The organism is Aquimarina algiphila, from assembly GCF_007489275.1.
GTDB lineage: Bacteria > Bacteroidota > Bacteroidia > Flavobacteriales > Flavobacteriaceae > Aquimarina > Aquimarina algiphila.
Window position 1 is genome coordinate 85,653 of the sequence record NZ_VLNR01000014.1, and the last position, 24,029, is coordinate 109,681.

Sequence of the window (24,029 nt, forward strand, 5' to 3'; positions counted from 1 at the left end):
TTTATTTTCACAATTACTAAAAAAAATTTAAGGATAAAAGGTATTTTTATCTTATAATTGTATCGTAATTGTTGAGATAAAACCTATAATTTTTCTCTAACAAGGTTAAAATCGTTGTTTTTTTTTGGGCTGAAAAATTGTAAATAAAAACTACAAGACCCTCCAAAGCTTCGATATATACTGGCCTGTTAAGAAAAATTTATTAGATTTGTCTTTGACAGTTATGTTTAACATATTACATTTGCTCTAATTAACACTTAAAAATTAAATTATTGAATATGAAACATCTTAGCACATTATTAGTGGCTTCGTTACTGGTACTTGGAGTTAGTACTGCGAATGCACAAGATGAAAACAATCCTTGGGCGGTTTCTATAGGTATTAATGCCGTTGATGTATTTCCTACTGGCGGAGATCTTAATAGTCAAGGTGAAATTTTCGACGAATTTTTTAATGCTAGTGACCATTGGAATATCCTTCCATCTGTTTCTAAATTATCTGTTGGTAGATATATTGGAGACGGTTTTACGTTCACGGCTTCTGGGTCAGTTAACAAAATAAGTAATGCAGGAGAACTTCCTGATGGAACTAATGTTGACGTAGACGACCTTTCTTACTATGCTCTTGACGGTAGAATTAGCTATAGTCTTAAGAATGTACTAAAAACTGGTTGGTTCGACCCTTACTTAGGTGTAGGTGGTGGATATACTTGGCTTGATGAATTAGGTGCTGGGACACTTAATGGTTCTCTTGGTGTTAACTTTTGGTTAACTGAGAACTTAGCATTTAATGTTCAATCAACTTACAAGCACGTATTCGAAGATTACGAAACAGGGAGTTACCCTCCTACTCACTTCCAACATTCTGCTGGTCTTACTTTCGCTTTCGGAGGAAAAGATACAGACGGTGACGGAGTATACGACAAAGATGATGAGTGTCCAGATGTTCCTGGTTTAGAGGAATTCAATGGATGTCCTGATACAGATGGTGATGGAATCACTGATGCAAAGGATGACTGTCCTGATACTGCAGGTACTGCAGAATTTAACGGATGTCCTGATACAGATGGTGATGGTGTACCAGATCCTAAAGATGAGTGTCCTACTGAAGCTGGATTAGCTGAACTTAACGGATGTCCTGATGCTGACGGTGATGGAATCGCTGACGGTAAAGATGGTTGTCCAAATGAAGCTGGACCTGCTGCTAATAACGGATGCCCTTACCAAGATAAAGATGGTGACGGAGTATTAGATAAAGATGATAACTGTCCTGATGTTGCTGGTACTGTTGCAAACAACGGATGTCCAGAAGTAACTGAAGAAGTACAGAAAACTCTTAATGAGTATGCTAAGACGATCTTATTTGATTCTGGTAAATCTAGTATCAAAGAAGAATCTAACAAAGCTCTTGGTGATATTATCGCTATTTTAAAAGAGTATCCTAATGCTAAGTTTGCTGTAGAGGGACATACTGATAGTCAGGGTGCAGCTACTGCTAATCAGAGATTATCTGACTCTAGAGCTAACGCAGTTAAGGTATACTTAACAGAGAATGGTATCGATCAGTTTAGATTATCTGCTGTTGGTTATGGAGAAGACAGACCAATCGCTTCTAACAAAACTAGAGCTGGTAGAGCACAAAACAGACGTGTAGAGATTAACTTAGTAAAATAAGAAAACCTCTTAATACATAATAAAAACGTCCCGAAATTTTCGGGACGTTTTTTATTTTTATACCATGTAAACAAACCATTCAAAATTTCTTTTCTTTAATTAAGAATAATGAGTAAATTATAAAATCGTTTACTTATTCGTTGGTATAAAATTTTAAATCTTTGAAAAGTTTCCTAAAAGAAGTATTACTAGAATTACAAGAAGCAAAAGAAAATATAAGCAACCTGATTTTTCTTGTGCCTAGCAAAAGAGCTGGACTTTTTCTAAAGAAAGAACTTTTAGAAATGTATAAGGATCAGACCTTCTTTGCTCCTATAATACTTAGTATAGAAGAATTTATTACTCAACTATCCGGGTTACAACAAATAGATAATGTCGAGACATTATTTGAATTTTATGAAACGTATCTAAATACGCATTCGCATTTAGAAAAAGAAAATTTTGAAACCTTTAGTAACTGGGCACAAACTTTGGTTTATGATTTTAATGAAATCGATAGATATTGTATTGATCACCAGAGTTTTTTTTCATATTTATCTGGGATACAGGATCTAAATCATTGGTACTTACAAAAGGAAAAGACAGACCTTGTCAAAAACTATATTAGGTTTTGGGAAAGTCTAATAGATTACTATAATAATTTTAAAAATAAACTACTAAAAAAGAAAGTAGGATATCAAGGGTTATTATATAGGAAAGCATCAGAAGATATCCATGAATATGTCAAAAAAGAAAAAAGAAAACATATTTTAGTTGGCTTTAATGCGCTTAATAACGCAGAACAAGTTATTTTTCAATCTCTTTTAGAAGCAGGTGTGGCAAAAGTGTTTTGGGATGCTGATCAGTTTTTTATGGAGAATACTTATCACGAGGCATCCTTATTCTTAAGGAGCTATAAGAATAAATGGGAGTATTATAAAACAGAACCATTTAAGTGGATTAGAAATTACTTTTCAGCACAAAAAGACATTACCACGATTGGAGTGCCTAAAAACATAGGTCAGGCAAAATCTATTGGTCAGATACTCTCCTCTATTCCTAAATCTGATATGGAGAATACCGCATTAGTACTTGCTGATGAAGGATTATTACAACCCATACTTAACTCTTTGCCAAGTACTGTTGAATCTCTTAACATTACAATGGGGTTACCCTTAAAGGAGGTGCCGCTATCCGCGTTTTTCGAATTGTTATTCCACCTTCATAAGAATCCTAATACCAAAGGAATATATTATAAATCGATATTAGCAATTTTAAATAGTCTTCCGGCCCACCGCTTACTTGGATTGGATGTTTCATCACGTTTGATTCAAGTCATATCTCAGGAAAATATAGTGTATATAACACTAATTAAGCTACAGGAGCAAGTTTCTGATCATGAGAAAGAAGTGTTGAGGTTATTATTTGAACCATGGGCTGATGTAGGTGTAGCCTTAGGATACTGTAAAAAGATAATACAGCTTCTTAAAAATAGTCTGGATAAAGAAAAAGATGAACTCGAATTAGAATATGTGTATCATTTTCATTTGGTGTTTAATAAGATTGCTTCCTTGTTTAGTAATTACAATTATTTAGATTCTATAGGGTCTTTATATACAATATATAAAGATGTTTTGATGACAGAAACATTAGATTTCCTAGGAGAGCCATTTAGTGGATTACAACTCATGGGAATGTTAGAATCACGATGTCTTGATTTTGAAACCGTGATTATTTCATCTGTGAATGAGGGGGTTTTACCTGCAGGAAAGAGTGCAAACTCTTTTATCCCGTATGATTTAAAAAGGGCATATAATCTTCCAACCTATAAAGAAAAAGATGCGATTTATACATATCACTTTTACAGACTTATTCAAAGAGCTAAAAAAGTATATCTAGTTTATAATACCGAAGATGAAGGAGTAGGTGGTGGAGAAAAAAGTAGATTTTTACTTCAACTGGATATCGATAAAAGACCAAAACATAATCTTATACGGTATGCCATTTCATCAGAAGTACCAAAGCTAATCAAGCAACCACTAGAAATAAGGAAGAATCAAGCTATTTTACAAAAATTAAAAGACCTTGGAGCACATGGATTATCACCTTCTGCATTAACAACGTATATACGAAATCCAATGGATTTTTATTATAAATATATTCTAGGGGTTAAAGAGACAGAAGAAGTTGAAGAAACTATTGCAGCTAATACGCTAGGTACTGTTATTCATAATACCCTTGAGAATTTTTATAAACCTTTGGAGAATACTTTTCTTACCAAAGTGGAGATAGAAAAAATGAGAAGCCAGATTGATAAAGAGCTTCAGAGTCAGTTTAGGAAAGAATATGCAAAACTAAATATAACACAAGGTAAAAATCTTTTGATTTTTGAAGTTGCAAAACGATACATCTATAATTTTTTAAAATCAGAAGAAAAGTTATTGAGTAATGGTGTTCAGGTAAAAATCATATCCATAGAAAGCAATCTAAAAACTCAAGTACAAATTCCGGAATTAGATTTTCCTATTTATATTAAAGGAAAAGTAGATCGTATTGATGAATTGGATGGGCAATTAAGAGTAGTTGATTATAAAACAGGTAAAGTAACCCGAAATGATGTTGTCATTATGGATTGGGATACTATTACAGAAGACTATAAATATAGTAAAGTGATACAGGTTTTGGCATATGCATATATGCAGCATAATGAGAACCCCGTTACTGAAGCTTTTCAAGCAGGTATAATTTCATTTAAAAACCTCCAAGAAGGATTTATCAAGTTTGGAACAAAAGAAGGTGTAAGAGGTAAGGCAAATCATGAGATTTCTAATGCTGTATTTGATGAGTATTTATTACAATTAAAAAAGTTGATTTTGGAAATTTTTAATATTGAGATACCATTCACTGAAAAAGAAGTGTAGTTATGATTTCTATAGATAAAAATATAAATATAGTAGGGAGGCATCAAAAACCAATTTTAATTGACGTGTTTTATAATGAGACGAGAACACCAAAACCAGTTATTGTTTTTTGTCATGGATATAAAGGTTTTAAAGATTGGGGTGCCTGGGATTTGGTTGCAAGAATGTTTGCTAACGCAGGTTTTTTCTTTATAAAATTTAATTTTTCGCATAATGGAGGAACGGCAGAGCAGCCTATAGATTTTCCAGATTTAGAAGCTTTTGGGCAAAATAACTTTATTAAAGAACTAGATGATTTAGAAACGGTTATAAACTGGATTACTGCTCCAGGTTTTAATTTTAAAAAAGAAGTTAAATCAAAAGATATTATTTTGATTGGACATTCCCGTGGTGGTGGGATTGCAACAATAAAAGCAGCTGAAGACTCAAGAGTTTCAAAATTAATTACTTGGGCAAGTGTTTCAGACTACGAAAGTCGTTTTCCAAAAGGTCAAGCTCTTGAAGAATGGCAAAGTAATGGAGTTATGTATGTTCAAAATGGAAGAACTAAACAACAAATGCCGCACTATTTCCAGTTTTATACAACTTTTATAGCACATAAAGAACGACTTACTATTACTAATGCTGCTCAGCAAATCCAGATTCCATATTTAATTATTCATGGCACGGCAGATTCAACAGTCAGTGTGCAGGAAGGTAAAGATATTCATAGCTGCAACGCTAATAGTGAGTTGTTTCTAATAGAAGGTGCAGATCATGTTTTTGGAGCAAAACATCCATGGGATAGGAATGATTTACCAAAAAACCTTGAGATAATTACCAAAAAATCAATAGATTTTGCAAATTTTTAACATAGCAAGATTATTAAAATATAACATTTGTTCTTTTTTTTTCTTTTATTTGCAACTTATGAAGTCAAATAGACATATCGTAGCTTCGATATTTCTGATATTATTCAGTTTTATTCAATTAGCAGACCTTCATGTTTTAGGTCATGATGCTAATGATATTGATTGTAATGTATGTCAAATGGTTTCAGAGAATCCAAATGATGGATATATTAGCACAGAGGTTATAGAAATCCCTTCTGTAATTACAATTCCTGCAAATGTTGTTCGTATTAAATATGTACAACAATATTTTGATTATTCATCCAAATATTCATTCCTTAATAAGGCACCACCTGCTGCCTAATAACTATTTATTTTAATTGACCTCTTTACTAGTACTCATTTATAATAGTTACTAGTTTATTCTTATTACACATATAAATGAAAAGACTCACACTTATTCTTGTGTTTTTTTCAGGAGTTACCATTTTATCAGCACAAGAATGCGATAAAACACTTACCGGAAAGGTAATTGATTTTCATGATGGAGTACCTCTAAAAGAAGCAACGATAACATTTAATAATAAAACAATTGTGACAGATAACAATGGTACATATACGATCAATGATTTGTGCGCGGTATCTTATGCATTTACTGTATCACATGTGGATTGTAATTCTCAAGTATTTACCATTGATATGTCCAAGGTTACAACAAAAGATTTTTATTTAGAACATCATCTTAATGAGCTTCAAGAGGTAAAGGTATCTGGAGAAAATCATACCAAAACGTTGTCTTCTCAGGAAGAAACAATTGATAAAAATATAATAGAAAAATACAGCAACGCTTCTCTGGGTGATGCGTTAAAAGAAATAACAGGTGTATCTTCATTAAACACAGGGTCTACTATTGTGAAACCAATTATACAAGGCCTTAGTGGAAGCAGAATACTCATCATGAATAATGGAGTAAGAATGCAGGATATGGAGTGGGGAGATGAACACGCTCCTAATGTAGATATAAATGTCGCCAACAGTATTACTGTCGTCAAAGGTGCTTCTGCCTTAAAATATGGAGGAGATGCAATCGGCGGAGTAATCATTATGGAAACTAATAGAGCTCCGGCTAAAGATACTTTATTTGGAAAAACAGTGCTTTCAGGGAGTACAAATGGAAGAGGAGGTTTTTTAACTTCAAAATTGACAAAAGCATATGAAAGTGGAATGTTTTTAAAAGTGCATGGAACCTTAAAAAGATATGGAGACGTTGAAGCTCCAGATTATGTTCTTTCTAACACAGGGATTTTTGAAAAAGGATTTTCGGCATCATTTGGAGTAAATAAATTCACCTATGGATGGGATGTTTTTTATTCTTTTTATGATAATGAGATAGGTGTTTTAGAAGCATCTCATATAGGTAACGTAGATGATCTTTTTAATGCAATAAATAGTGGTGAACCCGATATTATTCGTGATTTTACTTATGATATAGAGAACCCAAGGCAAGAGGTAACACATCATCTGGGACGTGTAAAGTACTTTAAAAGATTTGAACAATTGGGTAAATGGACTACACAGTATGATTTCCAACTCAACAATAGATTAGAATTTGATATTAGGAGAACGCAAGAACTTGATAAAATCCCAAGTATAGATTTAGAATTAACCACGCATTCTATAACTTCAGATTTTGAGTTTGATTCTAGTGAAAAATATAAATTTACTACAGGAGCATTGTTTAGATATCAGGAGAATTTTGCAGATCCACTTACGGGAGTAAGGCGTCTTATTCCTGATTATGAGAAATATGATGTTGGAGCATTTTTTACTGTAGAATATGATCTAAAAGAAAACTTAATTTTAGATGCTGGAATTCGATATGATTTTAATCACATAGATGCACAAAAATTTTATTTGAACTCGCGATGGGAACTAAGAGGGTACGAAGAAGATTTTTCGGATATTGTTGTAGATAGAAATGTGATAGGATCGCAGTTATTAACAAATCCGGTTTTTGATTATCATAGTATTTCAGGTACAGCAGGTATGCAATACATATTTAAGGATGATTATGAGTTTCGTTTTAATTATGCCTTATCCCAACGAGCTCCTAATCCGTCAGAATTGTTTAGTGATGGCTTGCATCATTCTGCGGCAAGGATCGAATTAGGAGATCTTAGAATTGATCAGGAGACTTCTCATAAAATATCTTTATCTCTTAAAAATAATAATCAAAAATGGGGATGGGAATTGGCTCCATATGCTAATTTTATTCAAGATTATATCCTTTTAGAGCCAGTAGGTACAGAGTTAACTATTAGAGGTGCTTTTCCTGTATGGCAGTATAGACAAACCGATGCTAGATTATTAGGTGTCGATGCCAAAGTATATGCAAATTGGCACACAAACTGGAAAACTGATCATATGTTTTCTTTAGTAAAAGGACAGGAAACAGAGGATAAACAAGCTTTAATAAACATGCCTGCTCCTAATTTTAATAATAAAATCACATTTGCTAAAGCAGAGTGGTTTGATTTTACAGCTTCTTTAGAAAGTCAATACCATTTTAGACAAAACGAATTTCCTCCAAATATAATGGTATTTTCTCCTAGTAGAGGACAAGATATTTTACTTGAAATAAATACGCCTCCCTCTGCATATCATCTCCTTAATTTTGATACAGGGATGAAGTTTAAGATGGGTGATGAAAGTTTTTTAAACCTTGGATTTACAATTAACAATTTAGCAAATACAACATATAGAAATTATCTAAATCGTCAACGATATTTTGCAGATGATTTGGGTAGAAACTTTTTATTGCGAATATCAATTAACTATTAAATATTAAATTTTAAAATGATGAACTTAAGTAAATTTTTAACCGTGTTTTCTGTAGCAGGATTGATACTAACATCTTGCTCGAGTGATGATGATGCTCCTGCACCAGTAAGTGAAGAAGAAGTTATTACTACGATGGAAGTAACACTTACTGACGGGACAGATACTGTTACCCTTCGTTTTTTTGATGCTGATGGAGCAGATGGTCCAACTGAACCTACGGGAACAGCAAGTGGACCATTAAAAGCTAGCACCACATATACTGGATCCATTAGTATTCTTAACGAAACCGAAGACCCTGCTGAAAATGTTAATGAAGAGATCGAAGAGGAAGCAGATGAACACCAGTTTTTTTATGTAACCGATGATTTGGGCATCTCTACGGCCTATACCGATAAAGAATCTGATTATGAGAATGCAAGCGGAGTACAATTTACCTCTGAAAATCCTGTGGGATTAACATTTTCATTAACAACAACAGCTACTACAGGTGATGGTATGCTAAGGTTTGTTTTAAGACATGAACCTACTAAAGATGCTGCAGGAGTATCTGGTGGAGACATAACTAACGCAGGAGGAGACCCAGATATTGACTGGACATTTGATATATCTGTGGAATAAATTTTAAAAACCTCCCGGAACCAACACGGGAGATTTTTAGACTACAGACCATTGGAGTAATAAACTTTGCTTTTTTTGAAGATTACAAAATTGATTTTTAAATCTATTAATTTATAAAATGAACTCTTATGACCTTACCAAAAATTCCAAATTTCTGAAGAATCTTCAGGAGCTCGTACAGAAGCAACAAGAACGCAAACGTACACTCTAGAAAATGATAGACTTGGAGCAATTATCGCCGATTTTGCAGATGATTGTGTTAAGAAAAGTTCATCTAACAATTATTCTGTAGGTACTTGATATAATACTGGTTGGTTTGAAATTGACCTCGCTCCTTTGAGAGTACAATAATTTAAAATAAAAACATTAAGATAAAAATTGAGACTGTCATAATTTGTATAAGTTGAGTTTGTAGTTTTACATGCAATTAGTTATGTTTCAATTTAAAACCCTTTGGAGTAGTTACCAAAGGGTTTTTGTTTATGGTTGTTTTTGAACTACATATTACAATGTTTTAGAGTGTAATCATAAATTAGATAATTAATACAAGCTGTTAAATATGTCTTAATTATGCAACTTTTCTATCTATTGAGTGTCTTATCTATGGGATACATGAATATTCTTTTTATAAAATAGGTTTTTTATATAAGGGATCAGAATTTGAAATTACATTTTACCATTGATTTTTGTGAAAACTTTAATGATTTTTTAATAGGGTAATGTATAGACATAATCGTTTTAATTTTAGCATCACTTTATTAAAAAGTGGTACAAAATTTGATGAATTAAAATGGTTCTAAAGCGCATGAGAAAGAATGTTGAAGAAAAGACGTTAAGAATATGCTAACCAAAAAATCAAAAATATAGTAGAAGTACTATGAAAATTGATTTTCAGTGAGTTAATAGCAATGATTTTATGAAGGTATTATGTCATCGTTAAATGTTAATTACTATCAAAAAAACATCAAGATATTTGAAAGATACAGCTTATATTCGGGGCATAGAACCAAATGTAATAAACAGTAAAATTGAAACTATCATAATTAGTATAAGTTGAGTTTGTGTTAAATACAATTAAGTTTCAATTCAGATCCCTGGGAGTAGTTACCCGGGGATCGTTTTTTAAGTAACTATATAATCAAACTGTTGCTTCTACAATATCCCTGAGATGTTCTTTTAATGAAACATCTTCGGGAATACTGATTTTTTTCTTCACTCTTTTTCTAGCCATTTTTACTGCGTGTACAGATACTCCTAATAGTTGAGCAGATTCTTTTATGGATAGATTTAGTTTTATCAATAAACAATGCCTTATATCATTTGTTGACAGATCAGGGTAATGAGCATTGATTTGAGCTGTAATACCTGGGTATTGCGATTCGATTCGATTTTTTAGAATACCAAGATCAGAGGTAGATGAAATAAATTGACTTAATCTTTTTTCTGCTTCAAGAATTTCATCATGGTTGTTATATTTTATGGCAGAAGATAAGTACTTTTTAATAGTAGAGAGTTTATTTAGTTTTTCATTAACTGATATCATCGTAGCCAAAAACTCCTCTTCTTTACTCTGTATGTGTTTTTCTAAAATGTTTTTTTCATTTTCTTTAAGGAGTTCGATTTGTTTTTCGCTTCTGTGATATTTTTTATAAAGCGCAAAGGATAATAAAAATAACAAGAAGCTAAATAAACCAATATAAAGAGAAATTATATACAGTCTTTGTTTTTCATTTTTATAGCTTAGAATATCATTATCCCTGGTTAAGAGTTCATTTTTATATTCTTCTTCTATCAATTGTATTTTTCCTTCGGATATTTTAGAAATATCTTCATTTCTTTTGTTGTAAAGGCTATCAATCAAGGATCCATATTTTTGATAATAGTTAGATGAAGCTTTCCAGTTATTTGTTTTCTTATAAATAGCACCTAGGCTTTCATAAGCAAATGCAATATCCATTGGATCATCTGGGTTTTGTAAAATTGCATTATTAAAATGAATAATGGCTTCTTTGGGATTGTCTAATGAGTTATAGATTTTTCCTAAGACCAATGAATTTATAGCGGCATAAGAACTTAATTCGGGCTTATTATGAATAATCTTTTTAGCTTCAATAGATTTTTCAAGTGCAATTTCATGATTCCCCAGACTTCTATATGCATCAGCAATAGAAGTCATTATATAACTAATTTCCCCTTTTTTATCAGAATTTTGAATACTTTCAAGATTTGCATTCCACCAATTGATTGCTTTTCCATATTCTTTTTTATCAAAATGAGCTAGTGCTAAACTCGAATATAGACGATATCGCAGACCTTCTTGTTCAATTACATCCCTATTTTCTAATAATTCTTTAGAATATGCCAAGACTTTATCAGGTTCTCCTAATTTTAGATGGCAATTAAGAATGTTCATTTTAGTAATTATTGCCGTTTTCCTATCCTTTTGTCTTAAATTAATTTCAAGTGTCTTGTGATAATATTTTAAAGCTTGATAATGAAATGCCTGATGTGTTAAAATATTAGCTTTATTATTATAAATATGAGGGAGTATGAATTCTAGATCCTGATGCTTTTTAATTAAATTCTCTCCTTTTTCATAGACAACATTAGCGCTGTCAATCATAGAGTTGTTAGTATAATAAATTCCGAGATTAACCAGATTTTGTAATTCTCCTTTGGGATAATTAACCTCCCTTGATAGGGTTAATAACTTCTTTAATAAATCTCCATTTCCTATAAGATCTTTTTTGGCAATTTCTGATAAGCTATCAATATATCTGATTTGGTGAATAGAAGGTATAGAATCCTGAGAATGTATTGTATTATAGAGAAATATAACACAAATGATTACTATTCTGTTGGTTAGGTAGGTCACTTTGGTTTTAGGGGTTTGTTATACGTCTTTTAACTACAACGCACCAAAATAAAAATAGTACGCTTTATGTATTCTTTTTTTTAACCATGTACCCTTAATGTACCCTATTGTAAAATCAAATTTTACATCGCATAGGAGTATTTTTGAATTCCAATTTAAATATAAAAGATTATTCTATTCTATGCTAACAAAACAATATAACATAATACTTATAACCTATAACAAATCGTTTTACACAAACTCACTATATGAAAACCATATCATCTAATAGCAAGACTTAGATCTGCTTTAATACATACATTTAGAGTATACTTTACTTTAATAATTATGTTACAATATTTTGTAGAGAAAGACTGTATGATTTTAACATGATACGTACTCTTTAAAACCGACGCATTGTCAGAGTATCGCCCTGAACAAAGCTGGAAGGACATTAAATATTAATGTACTCGTCCGGGGCTATAATCAAAATTTTTATAAATTATAGAATGTTCAAAGCCAGTAGATAAAAGTTGAAAACAAAAAACGTTTTGTTTTCATTTCCCTAAATCACACAAATTAAAACTTAACAAGAAATGCAAAAAACATTTTACTCATTCATAAGGTCATTTATGATTTTAAGAATACTAAAATCAAATACAGAAATATCTTCTCAATGGCAAAAATTAAGATATCATCAAATAAATTTAACAGGAACTCTTTTCATTCGTCTAATTTGAATTGAAACTTAATTTCTTAAAAAGATTAAGAGTGTAAACCCATGTAGAAAAACAAAACTTAGATGTAACCCCATACTTATGAAAACCAATTTTATTACTCAGATATTCTATATTCTGCAAGGCTATATTTTGTCTTATAACCATAAAAAATAACGCAAAAATGAGAATATTTAATTTTTAGTGTTAAAAAAGTGTCTATACATCATTGATTAGTAACTCTTTAAAATATAGACGTGTTGCCAAGCAGAATTTATTTCCTTCAGACCAAGGTTGGAATTAAAATAAAGTTTGTTATAGAATATAATCTTAAAACCCTAAAATAATTTATGAAAGACTCCTTGAAATATGAGCATAGTTCTACATTCTATGCTTGATGTGTGACTTCTGAAACACACAATTAAACTATTTAAAAATTGGAAATGATCCCACATTTCAAAAACTAGAAATGTGATTAGGGACTATAGAAATTAAATACGCTTCCAATATCGTATTTGATTGATAGTTCATTACTAATATTAAAAAGATTTATAACCATAAATACGTAAGCTAAACTCTTAAAACCCTAATAGCTATGAAAAATAGTATAAAATCACACATTATTCTTCTATTGTGTGATATGAAAGAAAAACTAGCAGAACAATTTAATCATAGAGAAATACTTGAAAAATCTCTGTTATTTAATGTCTATAGGGAATAATATTACTATTCCTTTCATAAGACAAAAATAGATAGAGTTTACTTTTTTAAAGTAAAAACGACGCTATAGTTGTTCTTTAAATATAACACTTCTACAGATATATAATCAATTCTAATTTTTTGGAAGATAAGACCAACAAATTAAAATTTTTGTAAAGATTTGATCATAACCCTTAAAACCTATATAGTAAGTATGATAGTAAAAAAAGTTAAAACAAACAGTAAGAAAACAACTAGTCCGATTCTGGATTCTGTTTATCACACAAATCAGTTGTTAGAAAAAACCAACAAAACATACCAAAATTAAAACACCAAACATTATGAAAAACATTATGAGATCAGGTGTATTGCTATTTTTCTACTTTTTATGTAGTACAATGAGTGCACAATTTAATTATGGAGAAGCCTTGCAGAAATCGCTTTTCTTTTATGAAGTTCAACAATCGGGAAAGTTACCAAGTTGGAACCGAGTAAGCTGGAGGGGAGATTCTACCACAGAGGATGGATCTGATGTTGGATTAGACCTTAATGGAGGCTGGTTTGATGCAGGAGATCATGTAAAATTTAATTTCCCAATGGCATTTAGTGTTACAGCTTTGGCTTGGGGAGGTATCGAATTTAATGATGCATATCAAAACAGTGGGCAATTAGATATTCTTAAAAGAAACCTGCGTTTTGTTACAGATTATTTTATAAAATGTCATACTGCTCCAAATGAGCTATATGGCCAGGTTGGTAATGGTGGAATAGATCATGGATGGTGGGGATCACCAGAAGTATATCCTAGAGAACGCCCATCATATAAAATTGATGCTGCTAATCCAGGTTCTGACCTTGCCGCAGAGACTGCAGCTGCAATGGCAGCAATGAGTATATTAATAAAAGCAGACGATCCTGCGTATAGCGTAACTTTAATAGAACATGCGAAACAACTATATGATTTTGCAGATACGTATAGAGATGAATATTCAAACTCTATAACAGATGCAGCAGGTTTTTATAGATCGTTTAGTAGCTACAACGATGAAATAGTCTGGGGAGCAATTTGGATGTATAAAGCTACAAATGATCCAAAATATTTAACAAAAGCAGAAGCAGAATATGACAATTTACAGAAAGAGGGACAAAGTACCACCTCAAAATATAAAGAAGCCTTCTCTTGGGATGATAAAGCTTATGGATGCTATTTATTATTAGCACAGATAACAGGAAAAGATAGATATGTCCAAGATATTGAACGTAACTTGGATTACTTTGCTCATAATGTAAATGGAGAATCAGTTCCTACAACACCTGGAGGGCTTCCACACCTTAGACAATGGGGTACCGTTAGATATGCATCTAATCAATCTTTATTGGCCTTGATTTATGGAGATAAAGTAACTACAGATCCAGTTAAGCAAGCTAGATATACAGGTTTTGCTAAAAGAATGGTAGACTATGCGTTAGGGGATAATCCTATTAATAGAAGTTTTATGAATGGCTTCGGAAATAATCCTGCTAATGATCCTCATCACAGAGGAAATAGTGGAAATTGGACAAATAGTGATAGTGGTCCACCAACTACAGCAAGTCATATCCTATATGGAGCAGTAGTAGGAGGTCCCAAAGAGCCGGATAATGATAATTTTGTAGACGATAGAGGAGAATTTGTGGCTAACGAAGTTGCTTGTGATTATAATGCATGTATCACAGGTGTCTTGGCTAGGATGTATGGAAAATTTGGAGGAAATCCACTTCCTAACTTTCCAGTTGATGAAGTGCCTACTAGAGCCGAAATTCGTTCGTTTTCAAAATTTAATAGCAATAATGCATTTGGATCTACGATTAGTATAATTATACAAAATAGAACAGCTTGGCCTGCAAGAGTAACAGACAAGTTAAGTTACAGGTATTATTTTGATATTGCCGAAGGTATTGCGGCAGGAAAAACTATTGCTGATTATGATATTACGCTTAATGGTATTGGTGGTAATGCTACAATGACGGTTAAACCCGCTGGAGGAAGTGTTTATTATGCAGAAATAACAAATCTACCGTCAATTGCACCTATAGGAGACCCCGCATTTAGAACTGAAACTCAAATCAATATAAGAGTTGCTAATGGAGTTCCTTATGATACTGCTAATGATTGGTCTGCACAAGGACTAAGCAGCGGAGCAGTAGAAAGTGTTAATATTCCTGTATATGATAATGGGGTATTGGTATTTGGTTCAGAAATAGATGGAGGGAATACTCCTACTGCTTCCTTTACAGCTACTCCAGAATCAGGGACTGCACCCTTAGAAGTATCTTTTGATGCCTCTGCATCTTCAGATCCAAATGGTGATACACTTACTTACACTTGGGATTTTGGTAATGGTCAAACCTCAACATTAGCAACTCCAACGGTTACATTTACAGAGATTAAGACATATACAGTAAGTCTTACAGTAAGTGACGGCACTAATGTTTCTTCACCATTTACTAAGGATATTGTAGTGTCTGATGGTAACATTGCACCAATTGCCAATTTTATGGCTACACCAACAACAGGTATTGCTCCGGTAACGGTTAGTTTTGATGCCTCTGCATCTTCAGATCCAAATGGTGATACACTTACTTATACTTGGGATTTTGGAGACGGAAACACAAGTGTTGGAGTCACTGCAACCCATATCTATGCTTTAGTAGGTAATTACACGGTAACACTAACAGTAAGCGATGGAAGTAAAACAGATATAGCAACAGAAACCATAAATGTTACTGATGGTAGTCCGATTGCATCATTTACCGCAAGTGCCGAATCAGGAGTTGCTCCTTTAGCTGTAACTTTTGATGGGTCAGGGTCTTTAGATCCTGCCGGAGGTACGCTTAGTTATAGCTGGGATTTAGGAAACGGAGAAACTGCAACTACTGCAACCGCTTCTACTACTTATACTACAGTAGGACAGTTTACAGTAACACTTACAGTAACAAATGCTGCAGGAGATATTGATACAGAGACAAAAACAATTACCGTTACAGATGGTAGTATAAGTTGTAATTTCGGAGCTCCTTTATCAAATCCATTACCAACAATTGCTAATGTTTCTTATACAAATATTTATGTTTTAGGAACCGGTGGTCCTGATTTGAGTAATGTTACCAATTTTACCATCAATTGGGATTTAGCTAATAATGGATTATGGCAGTTTTCAATGAATACAAGTAATGGTATACCTAGCTGGTGGAATAATTTTTTACCAAAAATCACTCAGAATTTTAATGCTGCCGAACCATCAATTACAATTACAGATTCTGGATTTACAGGATTAGATGGAGAGTATTGGGCAACTATAGATACAGGAAATTTTGTATTAGTTTCAAAATCAGGAGGATTTACTATTTATTTTAGTTCTTCTGCTACAGCTCCTGATTGTGGTAATGGTTCTAATACTCTAGTGTTATCGGGTCCTGAGTCTAATGTTATGATAACTCCTAATCCTGCGGTAAATGTTATCAATGTATCTATTAATAGTAATAAAGCTAAGAAAAGTGATGCTATGACCGATGTTGTGATAAGATTATTCAATTTAACGGGCAATGTTGTTAAAACCCAACAATTCAAAAGCAAAGAGCAACAATTACAAGCTCAAATACCTATTGAAGGATTAGAATCGGGAATATATATATTAGAAACATTTGACGTCATATCAAATCAAAGAACACAGAGCAAAGTGATCGTTAAATAGATAATTTTTAATCTAAAGAAAGAGAGAGGTTTTTTAAACCTTTCTCTTTTTAAAGAACTAGAGCGGATTTAATAAATAATCTAATTTTTTTAAATAGTAGATGTTTGTAATAGAGTGATATACACTCAATTCTTCTTCTTCTTTCTAGCATTATTAGTGACTTTAATAAAAAAACTGACTTTTTTAAAAGTAAAAAGTACGCTTTAGTTGTTATTTAAATATGACACAAACTATAACTCCTATAAACACTTCTACACATACATCCTTAATTCTATTCTTTATATAAATAAGAATAACAATTAGAATTTATAGAAAAACTAAATAAAAAAACCTTAAAACCCAATTGATACTTATGAGTAAAAAAAACCTTATAGCAAATAGCAAGTCAATAACTATTCCTTCTGGAAATGCCGTTTGTTACACAAATCAGCTGTTAGAAAAAAACCAACAAAAAACACTAAAATTAAAACCCTAAACATTATGAAAAACTTTATGAGATCGGGTGTAATGTTATTGTTCTGCTTAGTATGTAGTACAATGACTGCACAATTTAATTATGGGGAAGCCTTGCAAAAGTCTCTCCTATTTTACGAAACACAACAATCGGGTATTTTACCTGATTGGAACAGAATTAGTTGGCGATCAGATTCTGGAATCAATGATGGTAAAGATGTAGGTCTTGACCTTACTGGAGGATGGAATGATGCAGGAGATCATGTTAAATTTGGATTTCCAATGGCATTTTCTGTGACCGCACTTAATTGGGGGTTTTTAGAATATAAAGATGGTTATGATACCGCAAAACAGACAGAACATTTTAAAAGAAATGTTAAATGGGTAACAGATTACTTTATAAAATGCCACCCATCACCTAATGTTTTTTATGCTCAGGTAGCCGATAGTAAATCACAAGATCATAACTTTTGGATGCCAGCAGAAATGGTTGATGTACATCCAATGTATGGTCAACGTAAATCTTATGCGTTAACAACTACCAAACCAGGTACAGAAGTTGCTTGTGAAACAGCAGCAGCATTGGCTTCAGCTAGTATCATTTTTAAAGATAGCGATCCTGCATATAGTGCAACATTGCTTAGACATGCAAAAGAATTATATGAGTTTGGTGATACCTATAGAGGATTATATAATGAAGATGGAGGAATTCCAGCTACAGGAACATATTCTTCAGGTAATTTTAAAGATGAATTAGCTTGGGGTGCACTTTGGCTTTATAAAGCTACAGGAGAACAAAAATATTTAGATAAGGCAGAAGCAGAATATGCACAGCCAGATTTTTTATGGAGTCTTGTTTGGGAAGATAAATCTTATGGTAATATGGTCTTATTATCAATTATCACCGGAAAAGAAAAATACAAAGCAGATGCAGAACGTCATTTAGACTGGTGGCAAAAAGGTGGCGGAGTTAGTTATTCTCCAGGTGGTCAGGCACACTTGACGCAATGGGGGTCTTTACGTCATGCAATGAATGCTTCCTTAACGGCATTAATATATAGTGACAATGTAGCTACACCTAAGAAAAAACAATATCACGATTTTGCAGTAGCTCAGGTAAAATATGCATTAGGTGATAACCCTAATAATAGAAGTTTAGTTACAGGTTTTGGTGTAAATCCACCAACAAAACCACATCATAGAGGTCAACATGCAAGTTGGTCAAGAAGTTCTGCCAATCCAGTAGAATCTAGACATACAATGTGGGGAGCTTTAATGGGAGGACCTATGGCTGCAAATGATGTATTTGTAGAAGATAGAGATGATTTCCAGGCGAATGAAGTTGCTACCGATTATAATGCTTGCTATCAAGGAGTGTTGGCAAGAATGGTTATGGAATTTGGAGGTACACCATTACCAAACTTTCCACAACCAGAAAAAGCAGGTGTAGAATTCATTAATGAGGCAAAAATTAATAATGATCAAGCTCGTTTTACTGAGGTTGCAATTTGGTTGAATAACCGTTCTGCCTGGCCAGCAAGAGTTGCAAATAAATTAACAGCAAGATATTTTGTAGATATTTCTGAAGGAGTAGCTGCTGGTTTTACAGCTAGTGATTATACGCTTACGGCACGTGGAGCAGGTTCAACTACAACAACAGGTTTACAAGTTTGGGATGCTGGTAGTAATATCTATTTTGCTGAAATAGAAGTTGACAAAGACAAAATGCCTTTCCCAGGAGGTCAGGGAGAATATAGAAGTGAAATTCAATTAAGAGTTTCTTTGCCTAATGATGCGCCAGTATCAGCTTGGGATGCGTCAAATGATTTTTCATATGCAGGATTAAACAATAATCTTAAAATTTCTGAGAATATTCCTATCTATGTAGATGGAGTACTTACAGGAGGTAAAGAACCAAACGGTGGAGAAACACCCACGGCATCATTTACAGCTACTCCAGAGACAGGAGTTTCACCATTAGAGGTTAGTTTTGATGCTAGTGCATCTTCAGATCCAAATGGAGACGCAATTACATATAGTTGGGATTTTGGTAATGGAGAAACATCGACATTAGCAACACCTAAAGTAACATTTACAGAGATTAAGACCTATACAGTAACACTTACTGTAAGTGATGGTACTAACATTTCTACTCCTGTGACCAAAGATATTGTAGTCTCAGATGGTAATATTGCACCAGTTGCTGATTTTACAGCTACTCCTACAACAGGAATAGCTACAGTTAATGTTAGTTTTGATGCTACAGCTTCTACCGATGCAAATGGAGATACACTAACCTATGCTTGGGATTTTGGAGATGGTACAACAGGTACAGGAATAACAGTAGATCATTTATATGCTGCCATTGGAGAATATACAGCTATATTAACGGTTAGTGACGGAAGTAAGACAGGAACCAAGACCACGACAATAACTGTGACTGACGGAAGTCCTGTTGCTTCATTTACAGCAAGTGCAGAGACAGGTGTTGCTCCATTAGCTGTTAGTTTTGATGCTTCGGGATCATCAGATCCTGCAGGAGGTGTACTAACATATAGTTGGGATTTTGGTAATGGAGAAGTAGCTACTACAGCAACCGCTTCTACTACATACACCACATTAGGACAAGTGACAGTAACACTTACGGTGACAAATGCTGCAGGAGATACAGCTTCTGCTACAAAAACAATAAATGTTACCGATGGTAGTGTAAGCTGTGCTTTTGGAACACCAATAGCAGAGGCTTTACCAGCTATTAATACGGCATTCGAAAACATATTTGTTTTAGGAGGAAATGGACCAAACCTTGATAATGTTACCAATTTTACAATTAATTGGGATCTTGCTAATAATGGATTATACCAATTCTCTATGAATACAACAGATGGTAATCCATCATATTATGTTGATTTCTTACCAAAAGTAACACACAACTTTAACGCTACAGAACCGGCAATTACAATTACAGGTTCTGGGTTTACAGGATTAGACGGTGAGTATTGGGCGACTGTAGATGCAGGTAATTTTGTGTTAGTTTCTAAAACAGGTGGATTTACACTATATTTTAGTGGATCTGCAACAGCACCAGATTGTGGTACTACACCAACTCCGGTAGTAGTAGATGGAGCAACAGTAAGCACAGATGGTGGATTAACTGCAGTAACCACTACCACAGGAGATGGTATTGCAGATTCAATTCTATTCGCCAATACAAGTACTTCTACTGAATCTTATATTTACTTGATTACTGATGAGGTAGGAAAGGTTTTGACAACAGAAACTTCTTCTCATGATTTTGAAGGAGCTGCTGCAGGAATATGTAAAGTTTATGGATTATCATATACAGGAACTCTTAATGTAACTGGTAAAAATGTAACAGCGACAGATCTTTCAGACGGAAGTTTCTCTGTATCTAGTAATGCTATTATTGTAACTAGAGAAGCACAGAATATTGCAGTAGATGGAGGAGTAATTGCAGGAGGACCTTTTACATTTACAGTAGGTGACGGTATTGCAGATAATGTTTCTGGAGTTACTATCACAGGTAATGTTGGAGAAACCAGCCAATGGATTGTCACTGATGCTGCTGGAAAAATTCTTGGATTACCAGCTTCACCAGAAGCGGTAGATTTTGATGGTGCAGGCGTAGGAAGTTGTTTTATTTATAGCGTAAGTTATAATGGAACAATTACTGGCCTTACAGCTAATGAAAATATTTCAGGTTTATCAGGAACATTTGATCTTTCTAATAGTATAGAGGTTGTAAGAAACCCTGTTACTACAGGAGGAGATTGTTCTTTTGGAGCACCATTAGCCAATGCATTACCCGCTCTTAATAGTAAATACGAACATATATTTGTTTTAGGTAATGGAGGTCCAAGCCTTGATAATGTTACTAATTTAACGATCAATTGGGATCTTGCCAATAATGGATTGTACCAATTCTCTATGAATACCAATAATGGTACTCCAAGCTGGTATAATGATTTCTTACCCAAAGTGACGCAAACGTTTAATGCAGCACAACCATCACTTACAATTACAGGTTCTGGCTTTACAGGATTAGATGGAGAGTATTGGGCGACAGAAGATTCGGGTAATTTTGTGTTAGTTTCCAAAACAGGAGGATTTACTATTTATTTCAGTACAAATGCTATAGCTCCTGATTGTGGAGGTCCTGTTAATAATAATCCAGTTGCTAGTCTTTCTGCAACACCTGTTTCTGGGGAAGCACCATTAGTTGTAACTTTTGATGCTTCAGGTTCAACCGATGCAGATGGAGATGCTTTAACGTATAGCTGGGATTTTGGAGATACTAATTCTGCTACAGGAGTTACTACAGAAAATACATATACTGCTATAGGTGATTATGTAGTTACTTTAACAGTAAATGATGGAAATGGAGGAGAAGATCAGGCAAAAATCACAATTAAAGTAAATGATGGTGGAGTTATCATAAATCCACCAACTGGAGATAATGCCTATATCGATCGTTTTATAGAAATGAGAAATGAGATTTATGACCCGGCAAATGGATATTTCAGTGCAGATGGATCTCCTCATCACTCCATAGAGTCATTAATAGTTGAAGCGCCAGATCATGGTCATGAATCTACAAGTGAATTGTATTCATACTGGTTGTGGTTAGAGACTATGAATGGTAGAATTACCAAAGATTGGAAGCCATTAAATGATGTGTGGAATAAGATAGAGCAATTTATCATTCCTACAAAAGCAGATCAGCCTACAAACGCTGCATATAATGCAGCTAAACCAGCAGCATATGCTAGTGAATTTCCATTACCAAGCAACTATCCTGCACCACTTAATTTAAGTGCTCCTGTTGGTTCAGATCCGGTTTCACCAGATTTAACGGCAACGTATGGAGCTGATATTTATCAGATGCACTGGTTACTAGATAATGATAATTTCTATGGATATGGTAACAGAGGAGATGGTGTTAGTACTCCTTCTTATATCAATACATTCCAGAGAGGAGAACAAGAGTCTGTTTATGAAACAGTACCTCACCCATCTTGGGAAGGATTTAACTGGGGAGGAACAGATGGGTTTTTACCTATCTTCATTGAAGATCAGAATTATGCAAAGCAATGGAGGTATACTAGTGCTCCAGATGCTGATGCAAGAGCGGTACAAGCAATGTACTGGGCTCAGGAATATGCTAAAGAACAAGGAGCTAGCTTAGGAAGTTTAGATCTTGATAAAGCTTCTAAAATGGGAGATTTCTTGAGACTTTCTATGTTTGATAAGTACTTTAAACCTATGGGTGTACAAAGTGCTACAAGTGGAGCAGGAACAGGATATGATAGTGCACATTATCTAATGTCTTGGTATATGTCTTGGGGTGGATCTGCTGATCCAGCTTCTCCATGGGCATTTAGAATTAGTTCTAGCCACTGTCATTTTGGATATCAAAACCCAGTTGCAGCATATGCGTTAACTCAAGTAAATGAGTTAAAACCAAAATCTCAGAATGGAGAAAGAGATTGGAATGAAAGTCTTAAGAGACAAATGGAGTTCTATACGTGGTTACAGTCTAAAGAAGGAGCTATAGCAGGTGGTGCTACTAATAGTTGGAATGGAGATTATAGTCCATACCCTGCAGGTAAATCTACATTCTATGATATGGCTTTTGATACAAATCCTGTATATCACGACCCAGGAAGTGGAACTTGGTTTGGATGGCAAGCTTGGTCTATGGAGAGAGTAGCAGAATACTACTATATCTCTAATGACCCAATGGCTAAAAATCTTATGGACAAATGGGCTGCTTGGGTAAAAAGCGAAGTGAAGCTTATAGGAACTGATGATTTTGAAATTCCTGCTACACTAGAATGGTCTGGTGAGCCTGATACTTGGAATCCTGCAAGTCCAGGAAGTAATACTGGTCTTAGTGTTAAAGTTGTGAACTATAGTCAAGATCTTGGTGTTGCAGCTTCTATGGCAAAAGCACTAATTTATTATGCAGCAGCAACCGAGAAGCATGCTACATTAGATACTGAGTCTCGTGATCTGGCTAAAGAAGTATTAGATAGAATGTGGGTTACGTATAGAGATGATAAAGGAGTTTCTGCTCCAGAATCCAGAGGAGATTACAAAAGAATCTTTGAAGAAGAAGTATATATCCCACAAGGATTTACAGGTACAATGGCTAATGGTGATGAAATCAAACCAGGAGTAACTTTCTTAGATATCAGATCAGGATTAAAAAATGATCCAGATTATGCTAGATTAAAGACTGCATATGATACGGGTACTGAATTTACACAACGTTACCACAGAACTTGGGCACAAATGGAGGTAGCTCTTGCAAATGCAGAATATGGTTTCTTCTTTGGAGACGCTGCTACTGCACCTGTAGCTTCAAACCAACCACCACTTCAGGTGGTAGTAAGCCCTAATCCAGCTGCAAACTTTATTAATGTATCAGTTAAGAATAATGTTGCTAACAAAAGCAATCAGGGTACTATTGTTAGAATGCAATTAGTAGACTTACAAGGTAATATCCTTAGAGCAATGGATCTTAAAAACAACCAACAGCAACTACAAACTCGTATAGAGATTGGTAATTTACCTGCTGGAATGTACTTTTTACAAACATTTGATTTTGAATTAAATAAAAAGGTTACTAAAAAGGTAATGATTGAATAGATAGTTTTTTAATTAACAAAAGAGAGAGGTATAAGACCT

9 protein-coding genes are annotated in these 24,029 nt (G+C 33.8%); 8 read left to right on the forward strand and 1 reads right to left on the reverse strand.

Annotation, left to right across the window (positions count from 1 at the left end; genetic code table 11):
* Positions 1-278: 278 nt before the first annotated feature.
* The 6 genes from FOF46_RS09015 (at position 279) to FOF46_RS09040 (ending at position 8,862) form a co-directional block, all read left to right on the forward strand.
* A complete protein-coding gene (locus FOF46_RS09015) occupies positions 279-1,673 on the forward strand; it encodes an OmpA family protein (RefSeq protein WP_109436344.1) in 1,395 nt (464 codons plus the stop codon).
* Between the two features lie 161 nt (positions 1,674-1,834).
* Positions 1,835-4,573 carry a PD-(D/E)XK nuclease family protein gene (locus tag FOF46_RS09020; RefSeq protein WP_143916220.1) on the forward strand — a complete coding sequence of 913 codons (2,739 nt, stop codon included), beginning with the start codon at positions 1,835-1,837 and terminating at the stop codon, positions 4,571-4,573.
* Positions 4,574-4,575: 2 nt separating this feature from the next.
* Entirely contained in the window at positions 4,576-5,424 is an 849-nt protein-coding gene (locus FOF46_RS09025) for an alpha/beta hydrolase family protein (RefSeq protein ID WP_143916221.1), read from the forward strand.
* A gap of 58 nt (positions 5,425-5,482) precedes the next feature.
* The gene (locus FOF46_RS09030; RefSeq protein ID WP_143916222.1) at positions 5,483-5,767 is read left to right on the forward strand and encodes a hypothetical protein; all 285 of its coding nucleotides are present in this window, start codon (positions 5,483-5,485) and stop codon (positions 5,765-5,767) included.
* Between the two features lie 77 nt (positions 5,768-5,844).
* On the forward strand, positions 5,845-8,244 hold the full coding sequence (locus FOF46_RS09035) for a TonB-dependent receptor (RefSeq protein ID WP_143916223.1): 2,400 nt from the start codon (positions 5,845-5,847) through the stop codon (positions 8,242-8,244).
* Positions 8,245-8,262: 18 nt separating this feature from the next.
* Entirely contained in the window at positions 8,263-8,862 is a 600-nt protein-coding gene (locus FOF46_RS09040) for a type 1 periplasmic binding fold superfamily protein (RefSeq protein WP_143916224.1), read from the forward strand.
* Positions 8,863-10,000: 1,138 nt separating this feature from the next.
* Here FOF46_RS09040 and FOF46_RS09045 read toward each other — a convergent pair.
* A complete protein-coding gene (locus tag FOF46_RS09045; protein WP_109436356.1) occupies positions 10,001-11,737 on the reverse strand; it encodes a tetratricopeptide repeat protein in 1,737 nt (578 codons plus the stop codon).
* A gap of 1,735 nt (positions 11,738-13,472) precedes the next feature.
* Here FOF46_RS09045 and FOF46_RS09050 point away from each other — a divergent pair.
* Both FOF46_RS09050 and FOF46_RS32510 read left to right on the forward strand, forming a co-directional pair.
* On the forward strand, positions 13,473-16,865 hold the full coding sequence (locus FOF46_RS09050; RefSeq protein ID WP_143916225.1) for a glycoside hydrolase family 9 protein: 3,393 nt from the start codon (positions 13,473-13,475) through the stop codon (positions 16,863-16,865).
* 480 nt (positions 16,866-17,345) lie between these two features.
* Positions 17,346-23,990, forward strand: coding sequence for a glycoside hydrolase family 48 protein (locus FOF46_RS32510; RefSeq protein ID WP_244299593.1), 6,645 nt, complete (start codon positions 17,346-17,348; stop codon positions 23,988-23,990).
* Positions 23,991-24,029 lie beyond the last annotated feature (39 nt).